The 12464-nt window shown below is 69.4% G+C and carries 11 protein-coding genes and 3 tRNA genes; 8 read left to right on the top strand and 6 right to left on the bottom strand.

Annotation, left to right across the window (positions count from 1 at the left end; all coding sequences use genetic code 11):
- The first annotated feature begins 2 nt into the window (after positions 1 to 2).
- Positions 3 to 1775 (top strand): precorrin-2 C(20)-methyltransferase, encoded by a 1773-nt coding sequence (locus AB0M36_RS01885; protein WP_364150866.1) that lies wholly within the window; start codon positions 3 to 5, stop codon positions 1773 to 1775.
- Here the strand turns inward: AB0M36_RS01885 and AB0M36_RS01880 are convergent.
- The 3 genes from AB0M36_RS01880 to cbiE are packed head-to-tail and all read right to left on the bottom strand — an operon-like array spanning position 1763 to position 4523.
- Entirely contained in the window at positions 1763 to 2587 is an 825-nt protein-coding gene (locus AB0M36_RS01880) for a cobalt-precorrin-6A reductase (protein ID WP_364150864.1), read from the bottom strand. The genes AB0M36_RS01885 and AB0M36_RS01880 overlap by 13 nt on opposite strands.
- Complete coding sequence (cobM, locus tag AB0M36_RS01875; RefSeq protein WP_364150862.1) at positions 2575 to 3318, bottom strand: precorrin-4 C(11)-methyltransferase; 744 nt, start codon at positions 3316 to 3318, stop codon at positions 2575 to 2577. Before cobM ends, AB0M36_RS01880 begins: the two co-directional genes overlap by 13 nt.
- Positions 3315 to 4523 carry a precorrin-6y C5,15-methyltransferase (decarboxylating) subunit CbiE gene (cbiE, locus tag AB0M36_RS01870; RefSeq protein ID WP_364150859.1) on the bottom strand — a complete coding sequence of 403 codons (1209 nt, stop codon included), beginning with the start codon at positions 4521 to 4523 and terminating at the stop codon, positions 3315 to 3317. Before cbiE ends, cobM begins: the two co-directional genes overlap by 4 nt.
- 219 nt (positions 4524 to 4742) lie before the next feature.
- Here cbiE and AB0M36_RS01865 point away from each other — a divergent pair, with 219 nt between their 5' ends.
- The 3 genes from AB0M36_RS01865 to AB0M36_RS01855 all read left to right on the top strand — a co-directional run bounded on the left by AB0M36_RS01865 (position 4743) and on the right by AB0M36_RS01855 (position 7820).
- Positions 4743 to 6224, top strand: coding sequence for a ferric reductase-like transmembrane domain-containing protein (locus tag AB0M36_RS01865; protein WP_364150855.1), 1482 nt, complete (start codon positions 4743 to 4745; stop codon positions 6222 to 6224).
- A gap of 43 nt (positions 6225 to 6267) precedes the next feature.
- The gene (locus tag AB0M36_RS01860) at positions 6268 to 6774 is read left to right on the top strand and encodes an FMN-binding protein (RefSeq protein WP_364150853.1); all 507 of its coding nucleotides are present in this window, start codon (positions 6268 to 6270) and stop codon (positions 6772 to 6774) included.
- Between the two features lie 317 nt (positions 6775 to 7091).
- Complete coding sequence (locus tag AB0M36_RS01855) at positions 7092 to 7820, top strand: FAD:protein FMN transferase (RefSeq protein WP_364152212.1); 729 nt, start codon at positions 7092 to 7094, stop codon at positions 7818 to 7820.
- A 457-nt stretch (positions 7821 to 8277) separates the two neighbouring features.
- Here AB0M36_RS01855 and AB0M36_RS01850 read toward each other — a convergent pair whose 3' ends face one another.
- On the bottom strand, positions 8278 to 9465 hold the full coding sequence (locus AB0M36_RS01850; RefSeq protein WP_364150850.1) for a GNAT family N-acetyltransferase: 1188 nt from the start codon (positions 9463 to 9465) through the stop codon (positions 8278 to 8280).
- 223 nt (positions 9466 to 9688) lie between these two features.
- Here AB0M36_RS01850 and AB0M36_RS01845 point away from each other — a divergent pair.
- The 3 genes from AB0M36_RS01845 (at position 9689) to AB0M36_RS01835 (ending at position 9958) form a co-directional block, all read left to right on the top strand.
- A tRNA-Gly gene (locus AB0M36_RS01845) sits at positions 9689 to 9761 on the top strand.
- 37 nt (positions 9762 to 9798) lie between these two features.
- A tRNA-Cys gene (locus AB0M36_RS01840) sits at positions 9799 to 9869 on the top strand.
- A 14-nt stretch (positions 9870 to 9883) separates the two neighbouring features.
- A tRNA-Val gene (locus AB0M36_RS01835) sits at positions 9884 to 9958 on the top strand.
- 63 nt (positions 9959 to 10021) lie between these two features.
- On the opposite strand, the gene AB0M36_RS01830 is transcribed toward AB0M36_RS01835, so the two are convergent.
- Both AB0M36_RS01830 and AB0M36_RS01825 read right to left on the bottom strand, forming a co-directional pair.
- Positions 10022 to 10351 carry a tyrosine-type recombinase/integrase gene (locus tag AB0M36_RS01830; protein WP_364150847.1) on the bottom strand — a complete coding sequence of 110 codons (330 nt, stop codon included), beginning with the start codon at positions 10349 to 10351 and terminating at the stop codon, positions 10022 to 10024.
- A gap of 95 nt (positions 10352 to 10446) precedes the next feature.
- The gene (locus AB0M36_RS01825) at positions 10447 to 11448 is read right to left on the bottom strand and encodes a hypothetical protein (RefSeq protein ID WP_364150844.1); all 1002 of its coding nucleotides are present in this window, start codon (positions 11446 to 11448) and stop codon (positions 10447 to 10449) included.
- 629 nt (positions 11449 to 12077) lie between these two features.
- On the opposite strand from AB0M36_RS01825, the gene AB0M36_RS01820 reads away from it, so the two are divergent.
- The gene (locus tag AB0M36_RS01820) at positions 12078 to 12452 is read left to right on the top strand and encodes a hypothetical protein (protein ID WP_364150842.1); all 375 of its coding nucleotides are present in this window, start codon (positions 12078 to 12080) and stop codon (positions 12450 to 12452) included.
- Positions 12453 to 12464 lie beyond the last annotated feature (12 nt).

The raw sequence follows: 12464 nt of genomic DNA, 5'->3' as shown, positions 1-12464 counted from the left end.
CGGTGGCGGGTCGGTTGTATGGCGTCGGGCTCGGTCCGGGCGACCCGGAGCTGATCACCGTCAAGGCGGCGAGGCTCATCGGGGCCGCGGACGTGATCGCCTACCACGCGGCCCGGCACGGTCGCTCGCACGCGCGGACGATCGCGGCGGCATACCTGCACGAGGCGCAGATCGAGGAACCGCTGATCTATCCGGTCACCACGGAGACCACCGACCACCCGGGCGGCTACCAGGGCGCGATCGACGAGTTCTACACGGCAAGCGCCGAACGGCTCGCCGCGCACCTGGACGCCGGACGCGACGTGGTGGTGCTGGCCGAGGGCGACCCGTTCTTCTACGGCTCGTACATGCACATGCACAAGCGGCTCGCCCACCGCTACGAGACCACCGTGGTGCCCGGCGTGACCTCGGTGAGCGCCGCGTCGGCGGTGCTCGGACGCCCCCTCATGGAACGCGACGAGACGCTGACCGTCCTGCCCGGCACGCTGCCGCCGGCCGAGCTCGCGGCAAAGCTGACGGGCACGGGCTCTGCCGCGATCATGAAGCTGGGCCGGACGTTCGCCGGGGTCCGGGAGGCCTTGGAGCAGGCCGGACGCCTCGACGACGCCTGGTACGTCGAGCGGGCCACCACCGAGCAGGAACGCCGCGGCCGGGTGGCGGACATCGACCCGGCGACGGTGCCGTACTTCTCCCTGGCCCTGCTCCCCAGCACCGCCGCGACGGCGTTCATGGACGCCGGCCCCAGCCTCGAGGCCGCCAGCCCCGGCCCGGCGGTGGCCGTCAGCCCCAGCCTCGAAGCCGCCGCCGGCTCCCGCCCAGTCGTCGCCGCCGGCCTTGAGGTCGCGGCCGCCGCCGGCTCCGCGACCGTGACCGCCGAGGCCTCCCACCTCGCTGTTCCCACCGGCTCCGCGACCGCGATGGCCGCCGACGCCCGCCTAGCCGCTCCCACCGGCTCCGGGACCGAGGTTGTCGTTTCGGAGACGGAAGCGGGAAGGGGTGCGCGCGGGGTCAACGCCACCAGCCCCGACCGCGGGCAGGTCACCGTCGTCGGCCTCGGGCCCGGGGCGCGGGGGTGGCTCACTCCGGATGCGCAAGCCGCGCTCGCCGAGGCGGACGACGTGGTGGGTTACGGCCCGTATGTGGACCGGGTACCGGCGAATCCTCGGCAACGGCGGCACGCGTCGGACAACCGGGTCGAGGCGGAACGGGCCGCGTTCGCTCTCGACCTGGCCAAGCGGGGGCGCCGAGTGGCGGTCGTGTCTTCCGGCGATCCTGGGGTGTTCGCGATGGCCGCGGCGGTGCTGGAGGTCAGTGAGGACCCGCAGTGGAAGGACGTTCCGGTGCGGGTCGTGCCCGGGCTCACCGCGGCGCAGGCCGTGGCGAGTCGCGCGGGCGCGCCGCTGGGGCATGACTTCTGCATCATGTCGCTGTCGGACCGGCTGAAGCCGTGGGAGATCATCGCCTCCCGGCTGGCCGCGGCCGCGGGCGCCGACCTGGTGATCGCCCTCTACAACCCGGCGTCGCAGAGCCGAAAGGAGCAACTGGTGCGGGCGCGCGAGCTGCTGCTCGAGCATCGGGCCCCGCAGACGCCGGTGGTGGTCGGCCGGGACGTGGGCGGTCCGCAGGAGACGGTGCGGGTCACCACTCTGGCGGAGCTGGACCCGGCGACGATCGACATGCGCTGCCTGCTGATCATCGGCTCGAGCCAGACCCGGGTGGTGAGTCGGGGCGACGGTTCCACCCAGGTCTACACGCCCCGCAGCTATCCCCGCTGAGCGAGCCAGGACACGGCTTCGTCGACGGTCGCGGCGGTCGGCACGCCGGCGGGCAGGGGTGGCCGGTTGACCATCACCACCGGAAGCCCCCGCGCACGGGCGGCGTCGAGTTTGGCCGTGGTTCCGCCGCTGTCCTTGGTCACCAGCACGTCGATGCGGTGCTGCCGCAGCAGGGCGATCTCGGCGTCCACGGTGAACGGCCCGCGGTCGAGCAGCACCTCGAGGCGGCGCGGCATCGGGTCGGTGGGCTGTTCGACGGAGCGGGAGAGGAACCAGCATTCGTCCAGGGCGGCGAACGCGGCGATGCTCTGCCGGCCAGTGGTCAGGAAGACCCGCTCACCGAGGGCGGGCACGAGCGCCGCGGCGGCGGGCAGGTCGGGCACTCGGTGCCATACGTCGCCTGGCTGCGAGGTCCAGCCTGGGCGGCGTAGCACCAGCAGCGGCACACCCGCCTGCGAGGTCGCCGCGGCGGCGTGTCCGCTCATGGTCGCGGCGAACGGATGGGTCGCGTCAACGACCGCGTCGATCCGCTCCGCGCGCAGATAGCGGACAAGGCCATCCACCCCACCGAAGCCACCGATGCGCACCTCGCCGGGTGGCAACAGCGGCCGGGACGTCCGCCCGGCCAACGAGCTGATCACGGGCACGCGCGCGGCGAGCGCCCGCCCCTCGGTGGTGCCGCCCAGAACCAGCAGCCGCGGCGAACCCGCTGCCACCCGGCCCGGAGAGACACCACCAGACCCCGACAACGACAAACCCACCGCCCCGCTCTCCGGGACGCTGTCGGGTTCGGGCGCTGTCAGGTTCGGCATCGGTCGGTGGAGTACAGGTGGCTGTCCGGGAACTGCGACGCTGTCAGCGCCGCGCCGACCACGATGACGGCGGTGCGTTTGATGCCCGCTTCGATCACCTGGGCCGCGATGGTGGCCAGCGTGCCGCGCAGGATGACCTCGTCCTCGCGGCTGGCCCAGGCCACCACCGCCACCGGACATTCCGGGCCGTAGTTGCCGACGAGGTCCGCGACCACCGCCTCGATCCGCTGGACGGCGAGGTGGAGCACCATCGTGGAGCGGCTGGCGCCCAGGGTGGCCAGGTCCTCGCCGGGCGGCATCGCGGTCGCCCGTTCCGCCGTACGGGTGAGAATCACCGTCTGTGCCACCTCAGGCACGGTCAGCTCTCGGGCGAGCGAGGCGGCCGCCGCGGCGAAGGCGGGTACGCCCGGGGTCACGTCGTAGGGCACGCCGGCCGCGTCGAGGCGGCGCATCTGTTCGGCCACGGCGCTGAAGACGGACGGGTCGCCGGAGTGCAGCCTGGCCACGTCCTGACCGGCCTTCGTGGCCTCGACGAGCTCGGCGATGATCTCGTCCAGGTCGAGATCGGCGGTGTCGACCAGCCGCGCTCCCGGCGGGCACGATTCGAGCAGCTCGCGCGGGACGAGGCTGCCCGCGTACAGGCAGACGGGCGAGGCGGCGATCAGGCGCTGCCCGCGTACGGTGATCAGGTCCGCGGCCCCTGGCCCGGCGCCGATGAAGTGCACGGTCATGGCTTGACCACCGTCCAGATCGTCACCGGCATCATCGTTCTCCATCCCGTGAATCCGCCGACCGGCGAGGCCCGGCTCACCGCCACCCGGGTGAGTTCCCCGCCGAGCTTGGCGTACCAGGCGGCCAGCACCGCCTCCGACTCCAGCGTGACCGCGTTCGCCACCAGCCGCCCGCCCTCGGGCAACGCCGCCCACGCGGCCTCCACCACGCCGTCGCGCGTCACGCCGCCGCCGATGAAGACCACGTCGGGCGCGGGCAGCCCGGCGAGAGCGCCGGGTGCGCGGCCGACCACAACCTTGAGTTTGGGTACGCCCAGAGCGCCCGCGTTGGCCTCGATGCGCGCGGCCCGCTCGGGCGACGACTCGACCGCGAGGGCCCGGCAGGCGCGATGGCTGCGCATCCACTCGATCGCGATGCTGCCCGACCCGGCGCCGATGTCCCAGAGCAGCTCGCCGGGCTGCGGGCCCAGCAGCGCCAGCGTCACCGCACGCACCTCACGCTTGGTGAGCTGGCCATCACTGTCGTAGGAGTCGTCGGGCAGGCCGGGGGTGGTCGGGAGCCGGGCACCGCCCCGTCCGCACTCGACCGCCACCACGTTGAGGGGGTTGACCCCGGTCAGGTCGACGGTCGCCGCCAGCCCGTGGACGCTCGCCTCGTCCCGCCCGCCGAGCTGGGAGAGGACGGTGAGGGTGCTGTCGCCGTACCCGCGGATTGTCAGCAGTTTCGCGATCTCGGCGGGAGTCGACGCGTCCCGGCTCAGCACGAGGATCCGGCGGCCCGGATGGATCAGCGGGTGCAGCTCCTCGACCCGCGCGGTGACCAGGCTGAGAACATCGACATCCGCGAGCGGCCAGCCCAGCCGGGCGGCGGCGAGGGAGACCGACGACGGATGCGGGATGATCCGGACCCGCTCGCCGAGGCGGAGCAGGGTGGCCCCGATGCCGTGGAACATGGGATCGCCGCTGGCCAGGACCGCGATGCGGCGACCCCGGTGGGTGTCGAGCAGGCCCGGCAGGGCGGGGAGCAGCGGCGACGGCCAGGCCACGCGCTCGCCGGGCACCTCGGCGGGGAGCAGGGCGAGCTGGCGGTCGCTGCCGAGGATCACGTCGGCGGCGGTCAGCGCCGCTGTGGCCGTACCCGAAAGACCCGACCAGCCGTCGGCGCCGACGCCGACCACGGTGAGTCCGGCGGGGTTGTCTGTCACGCCGTGACGGTAGCTCCCGGACCGTCCGCCTTCTCCCGCAGGTCCTCCCACGATGCAGTTTTTTGTCTCGCCATTGAGCCATCCCCAGCGCCGGCACGTGTAGTACCGGTAGACGGTCACCGAGACCTGGCCGTCCTGTTCGCCACCGGGGGGTGGCGGGCGACGACGACAGACGACTTGCCGGGCGGGTGAAAACCGATGGCGCGATCAGGGCCGACGATGTTTCAGACCTTCGAGGACCAGCGCCCCGTCCGGGACTTCTGGGAGCAGCCGGACCTCAACGAAAGCGTGCCGCGCGGCGACATTATCGTCGAATCGCCCGACGATCCGACCGGCTGGCAGAGCTCCGGCCCGGCGATCGTCACCGACGACCGGCCTCCGGCCGAGGCGACCTCCGGTAACCGGCTGCTCACGGTGCTGCTCTTCTTCTCCGGGCTGGCCACCAGCGTCGCGCTGTGGCTCTTCGAAACCGAGGCCGGCGCCATCCGGGACACCCCGTCGCTGATGATGGCGGTCGGGCGGATCACCGGCCTGGTGGGCGGATACGTCCTGTTCATCCAGCTCCTGATGATGAGCCGGGTCTCATTCCTCGAGGAATGGGTCGGCGCCCGCGACCTGCTGCGCTGGCACCGCTGGCTCGGCACCTCCCTGGTCGTGCTGGTCGGCGCCCACGTCGTCTTCATCGTGTACGGCTACGCGATGACCGCCGAGACCGGCGTGATCGACCAGGGCTGGACGATGATCACCACGTTCCCGGACATGATCAGCGCCACGATCGCCACCGGCCTGCTCGTCTTCATCAGCCTCATCTCGATCCGGCAACTGCGCAGCAAGCTCAACTACGAGCTGTGGCACCTGATCCACCTGACCGCCTACCTCGTGCTGCTGCTCGGGTACGGCCACCAGGTCGCGATGGGCGCCAACCTCTCCGGCGACTTCGCCGACATCTTCTGGCCGGCGCTCGGCGCCCTGGTGATCGCGGCCCTGGTCTGGGGCCGCCTCGTCGAGCCGCTCTGGCTCAACGTGCGCCACCGCTTCGAGGTGGCCGAGGTGGTCGCCGAGGGCACCAACACGTTCTCGATCTACATCGACGGCAAGAACCTGGACAAGCTGCCCGCGCAGGCGGGCCAGTTCATGCGCTGGCGGTTCTTCACCAGCAACGGCTGGTGGCAGTCGCACCCGTTCTCGCTCTCCGCCGCACCCAACTCGCAGTGGCTGCGGCTCACGGTCACCGCCGTCGGCGGCCACACCGCGAAGCTGGCCGAGATGCGGCCCGGCACGAAGATCCTGGCCGAGGGACCGTTCGGCACCTTCACGGCCCAGCGCCGTACCCGCCGCCGCGCCCTGCTCATCGCCGGCGGCAGCGGCATCGCCCCGATCCGCGCCCTCCTCGAGGACATGCCGCCGGACACGATCGTGATCTACCGCGCCAGCCGCCCCGACGAGCTCGTGTTCCGCGAGGAACTCGAAGACCTGGCCGAACGCCGCGACGCCTGGGTGCGCTACATCGTGGGTTCGCGCAACGACCCCGGCCCCAGGCGGCTGTTCACCGCGAACGGCCTGCTCGGGCTGGTGCCGGACGTCAACCGCCGGGACGTGTACCTGTGCGGGCCGCCCGGCCTGGTGAACGCGGCGGTGCAGACGCTGCGGGAACTCGAGGTTCCCGACAGCCAGCTGCACCTCGACCCCTTCGAGTTCTGATCCTCCACCCCGTCCCCTTCGATTCAGCAGACCGGGAGTTTTGATGCGACGCAGCACCGCAGCAGCCGTAGGGACGTTGACCGGCGCCGCCCTCATCGTGGGCGTCCGGCTGAGCGTCTCCGCACCGGCCGTACCGGTGGCCGCTCCGCCCGCCGTCGACCTGGCCGGTTCGGGGCAGGACGCCTCCCCGCCGAACAAGAAGAAGCCCTCCGGATCCTCCAAGGGCAAGGAAGAGGAAAAAGACTCCTCAGAGGGCGCCGCCGGCGGCAGCGGCCTCAAAGACGGCGTCTTCAAGGGCGCAGCCGTCAAAAACCCCTACGGCACCGTCCAGGTCTCCATCAAGATCGAAGACGGCAAGATTACTGCGGCGGACGCTACGTATCCGACGACGGCGGACAGCGCCACCATCAACCCGCCGGCGGTCGCCGCTCTGAAGCAGTCGACGGTCAAGGCCCAGAGCGCGGAGGTGGACGCGGTGTCGGGAGCTACGTTCACCAGCGAGTCCTATGCCAAGTCGCTTCAGGCTGCCATCGACGCGGCGAACGCGTAGAGTCCCGCGACATGCGTCCGGTCGGCGATCCCGCGCACTATGACTTTGGCGGGGTGCTCCGGGTGGGGCGCCCTGGGGAGCATGGTGCGGGCGGTTCTGATCCGGATGCCCCTGCCTCTTTGGGCCGCGTGGATGGGTCTGAGCCGGACGCTCCCGGCTCCCTGGGCCGCGCGGGCGGCTCTGAGCCCTCACTAGGCCGCGCCGCCGGTTCCGAGCCGGACGCTCCCGGCTCCCTGGGCCGCGCGGGCGGCTCGGAGCCGGATGCGCTCGGCTCCGCGGGCCGCGGGGTCCGGTCCGTGCATCATGTCGAACATGTCATGGGCACGGTCGTCAGCATCGACCTCGCCGACGATCTGCCCGCGGCCAGGCTCACCGCGATGATCGACGACGTATGCGCATGGCTGCACGAGGTCGACCGGCGTTTCAGCACATACCGCGAGGACAGCGAGGTGAGCCGGCTACGCCGCCGCGAGATCGGGGTGGCGGACTTCTCGCCCGACCTGCGCCACGTCTTGGAGGCGTGCGCCGACCTGTGGCGGGCGACGGACGGCTACTTCGACGCGTACGCCGGCGGTCAACTCGACCCGTCCGGCTACGTCAAGGGCTGGTCCGTGGAGGTCGCCTCGGCACGCCTGGCGGAAGCGGGCTCGACCAACCACTGTGTGAACGCGGGCGGAGACATCCGCGCCCGGGGCCTGTCGGCCACAGGCAAGCCCTGGCGAGTCGGGATCCGCAACCCCTGGGAGGCCGACAAGCTGAGCTGGGTGCTCACCCTCACCGACTGTGCGGTGGCAACCTCCGGCACCTATGAGCGCGGCGACCACGTCGTCAATCCCCGCACCGGCGGCCCGGCGCGGGGGCTGCGCTCGGTCACGGTCGTCGGGCCCGACCTCGCCCTGGCCGACGCTTACGCGACCGCGGCGCTGGCCATGGGGGAAGCGGGACTCGGCTGGCTCGCGAAACTCGTCCCCGAGGGATACGAGTCGGCCGTGGTGACGGACGACGGGCGGGCTTTCAGCTCAGCCGGCCTACCGGCTGCTGTCTAGTCTCAACTGCTCTCCTCTCTGCCTCGCTTGCCTGCCGGCTTCTTCTTCCTGCCGGCCTCATTTGCCCGCCTGCCTCCGTCACTCGCCTCTCCGCCCCTTTACCTGCCGGCCTCCTTACCTGCCGGCCTCCCTCACTCGCCTCTCCGCCGTCCTTGCCTGCCCGCCTCCCCTCTCGGTCCCCGCGCTCCGCGCGAGACACTCCCCGTCTCCCTTGCCTGCCTCCCTTGCTTGCCTGCCGCCCCTCTGCCCTCCCACCTCCTGCCTGCCTCTCTCCGCCCTCCCTACCTGCCTGCATACCTCCCTCTCCGCCCTCCCTACCTGCCTGCATACCTCCCTCTCCGCCCTCCAACCTCCTGCCTGCCTCCTTCTCCACCACCCCCTGACTCCTCGCCTCACGCTCACACAGCCAGGTGGTCACCAGAGGCGCCTAATTCGTTCCTCCGCGTGGGCGTCCGCGTCAGAAGTCGGCGAACAGGTAGGGCATCTTCTTCGGGAAGAGCGCGTTCAGCGCCTCGACCGCCGGCGCCTCCACCTGGCCGAATCCGCGTGTCATCACCTCGACCGGGTCGAGGACCCCGTATGCCAGCGCCGAGATGCCGGCGCATGTCAACGTGGCCTGGGGCTCGTCCTTGGACTCCTCGACGGCCAGCGTTCCGGCGTTGCCGCTGATGCGGTAGCGGCCCGCGATCAGCTCGTCGTCGACCACGTCGACGGTCACGCCCAGATCGGCCCCGGCGTGCAGTCCGTTCAGGGCGTCGATCGACAGCAGCCGCACCATCGGGCCGCACTTGCCCGGGAACCGCACCTGACCCTGAGTCAGCACGGCGAGATCCGTACCCCACAGTTCCGGAACCTCATCCACGCCGATCGTGAGCACGATCCGCGTCACCTGGTCCACGTGCCGAGCGAAAAACTGCAGGAGCAGGGCGCGTCCCAGCGGCCCCGTGGTCAGCAGGTCGTCCGCGATCAGGTCGCCGCCGTACTGGTCGATCCGATACGTCACGGCGCCCACCACCTCGCCGTCCACGCGCGCGATCGCCACCCACAGGGACGGGCTCACGCGGAATTCGGCGGTGCGCGTCTCGTCGTACACGGAGAAGCCATGCCGTTCCCGCAGCATCCGCAAGGTCAGGGCGTGGAATTCGTCGAAGCCATCGGAGATCGGGAGCCGCTCGACCTCTCCCGGAAGCTCGGCGCCGAGCAGATGCGAAAGCCCCTCCGGCGCGAAGGTGGCGGTCCGCACCCGCGGCACCCCCACATAGCCGAGCTTGCCGTAGAACGACGGCCGGAAGGGATAGAGGGCGCTCACGGCACACCCCTGCTCGCGCATCTGACCCATGAGACGCGTCATGAGCTGCCGCACGAACCCCCGGCGGCGCGCGGACGGATGCGTCGATACGGAGGCGATCCCGGCCATATCGTGCACGGCGCCCCGTACGTTCTGCCGCATCGGGAACGCCGCGGCCCCGGCGAGAGTCTGCCCGCCCTCCTCGACGATGAGACTCGTGGCGGTGCGGTAGTAGACCATGCGCCGGGCATAGGTCTCCCGGTCGGCGTCGGCCCAGGGCGAGGCCATGAACGCGTACGCCTGGAGGGGGAACATCGTGTCGGTGCGCTCGTCGGCCGTGACCTGTCGGATCTCCATGGCCCTATCCAACCCGGGATGGGCGTACGGGCGCTTGCCTGTTTCGCAGCCTGTGGATAAGTTGCCGCGTCCGGGCTGATATCCCGCCCACCCACGGCCCTCCGCCACCGCAGCGTGACCTGCGGCTCCCCCGCCGCGCGACGCGCCGGGGGACCCCGGTTTGGCAAGGCCCGGGGCGACCGGCTAATGTTTCATCCGTCGCCGGGGGAACCCGGAAGGACAAGCGGACGTAGCGCAGCTGGTAGCGCATCACCTTGCCAAGGTGAGGGTCGCGGGTTCGAATCCCGTCGTCCGCTCGGAGAGGCCGCCACAGGTTACGTGCGGGGCCGGCTCGGTGGAGTGGCCGAGAGGCGAGGCAACGGCCTGCAAAGCCGTGTACACGGGTTCAAATCCCGTCTCCACCTCGGCATTAGATCGAGGGCGATTGGCGCAGCGGGAGCGCGCTTCCTTGACACGGAAGAGGTCACTGGTTCGATCCCAGTATCGCCCACCAGCACAGAGGCCCTGTCCATAGACGGACAGGGCCTCTGTCATGTCTGGGTGACTAACTGAGTGACTACCGCTCGACTGCGGTGTCGAGGGCGAAGATCCGGTCCATCGCGGCAGCCCCGGTCAGCAGGACCGGGCGGAGCTGATGGCGGTACACCTTTTCGGTGACAGACGTGCCGGAGTGGCCGCACAGGTCGGCGATCTCGTTGATCGAGACTCCGTTATCGGTCAGCAGCGAGACGAAGCTGTGCCGCAGTTCACGCGGCGTCCAGTCCGAGGGGTCACGGCCGGCTGTCTTGGTGATGCGCCGGAAGGAGCGCCGCACGTTGGCGGCGTCGAGGGCGGTGCCCAAGGATGAGGCGAAGACAAGGTCGAGATCTTGCCACTTCTTGCCCACCTCCTTGGGACCAGGTCAGAGCCCGCAATTCTTCGGTGCGCGCGCCGAGCAGCAAAGAAGGGACGACGTATGGGCGGGTCGAGGGTGACGGGATGCTAGCCATCCGCGAGCCATCGGCGGCGGCGTAGCGAAGTCTCTTTGGATACAAGTACAGGATCAGACACTTCTATGGCGTCCCGGATTCTCGCCAGCGATGAATTGTTGGACAGGCCGACCTTTTTGAAGGAAATGCGTATCTCCCATTCAGAAGCATCCAAATTTTCGCCTGCGACAGTTAGCTTGATCCGAAACGCCCCCTCCCCCAAATAATCGCGCCCATCATAACGCTGAGGCCACCCAGCCAAACCCATGCCAAGATCCGGCCAAGGACTGACCAAATTCCTATTTGCCGCTCGCTTCTTTTCAACATGAGCGACGTCTATTCGACGCTGCATCCCAGCCGGAAGATCAAGTTCTCCCGTCCTGACCTCCGACCATGAGAGTTCCCGAAGGGCAAGTGTGTTCTCAGGCAATACGGATCCCTCCTCAGGCTCCACTTTGGAGATAATCACGCGAACTTTTCTTGCCGTCTCTCGCCCTGGGCTGTTAGTAGCTCGGAGTCTTATCCAGACGCTACCCCAAGGGGGGCTCTCGTGAACGGCGATGTCCTCAGACGTTCGATCGAATTCAAGAGTCACTATCGGACGTAGCTTTGCCCGCTGCCACCCGGGGAGGAAAAGTGCTACTACCACCGCCGCGACAGTGCCGACGCCGGCAAACCAGTCGGGCACCGACCCGAAATCGAAGCTCATACCGTCATTGTCCGAACGAGCGCAAGCGGCCTTTGTCGATGAGACGCCCGCCATCCCAGATGCGCAGGCGTCGCGGCCGGGCCTGGCAGTCGGCAGCCAGTTGAGAGTGTCTGCGATCTTGGGCAGTACTGTCCTGGCGGCGTGGGTGTCTAACTGGGTAACAACCGAAGCCAACGGGCACCGCTCGAACCGGCCGTTGTCCAGTTCGTACAGCTGCCACTCCACCTGGACAGCTTGCTGACGCAGGTACTTCGATTCCAGGCCGACCAGCTCACCCCAGCGGATCCCGGCGAAGCCCTCGGTCACCACAGCAACGAACTCATCGTCGCGGCCCGCCAGCAGGGCGGCCCGCTCGGCGATCAGCAGCGCTCCTCGCCCCGGTCGCGGGAAGTCCGGTGCGTTTGCCGCGCCCCTTGCGCTTGGCGGCGACGTTCAAGCCGATCAAGCCGTTCTCCTCGGCATCGGCCAGGACCAGGTGCAACAGAGCCCGCCACGAGTGGATGCTGCTGTCGGCGTATCCCCTGCCCCGCTCGCTCTTTCTCCCAGGCGACCACCGCATCCCCGCGTGATTTCGTCCAAACTTGTGTTCGAAGGCCGGAGAAGATGTTCCTCCAGGCGCCGCCGGTAGATCTGCATCGTTGACCGAGGACTCATTCCCGGCGATCCGGTCGGACTCGGTCGCGCACCAGGTCTGGCGGGATATACGGGTCCGGCGTAGCCGCGTTCGGTGGCATTTGTTGCTGTACATCGCTGCTGCACGCCCGTGAGCGGCCGACTGCGGCTCACCGCCCGTCGGCTGCCAGGTCGGAGCTTTCCAGGTGCTTTGAACAACTCTGTTCTAGGCGACCTTGCCCCTTTATCTTGTGCTCGGCGATGTGCCCGACTCCGTCCGGCTTGAACCGACGCGATAGCTGGCGAGGAGTGCGGTTGCTACGGTGCTGATCATGGCGAGTCGACGATGGTGGGGCAAGGCAGCGGCCGAGAGGATGTCGCCGGAGGAGCGTCAGCAGGTAGAACACGACACCCATCTGGCGATCTACCGGTTCCAGAACGACGCATACCGGAACCTGCGGTACAGCATCGCCGCTGCGATCATCATCTTTGGCCTGTTCGTCGGCTCCGACGCCTTCCTCGGCAACGCCGACGGTACGCGTCTCTGGCCATGCCTGGTCTTGCTGTTGTCCGCCGCCCTCAGCGCGGGTCACTTTGCGGCATCTGGGTCGAGGCCCCGGCTGGCGTTGCAGCTACTCCTGGCCGCAGTCTTCACGACCATCATCGGCGTGATCCTCTTGATCGCCGTTAGCAATTGAGCACGCTGACGG

Source organism: Actinoplanes sp. NPDC051346, assembly GCF_040682215.1.
Lineage (GTDB): Bacteria > Actinomycetota > Actinomycetes > Mycobacteriales > Micromonosporaceae > Actinoplanes.
Note: the sequence above shows the minus strand (reverse complement) of the source record. Positions and strands in the feature narration are given on the sequence as shown.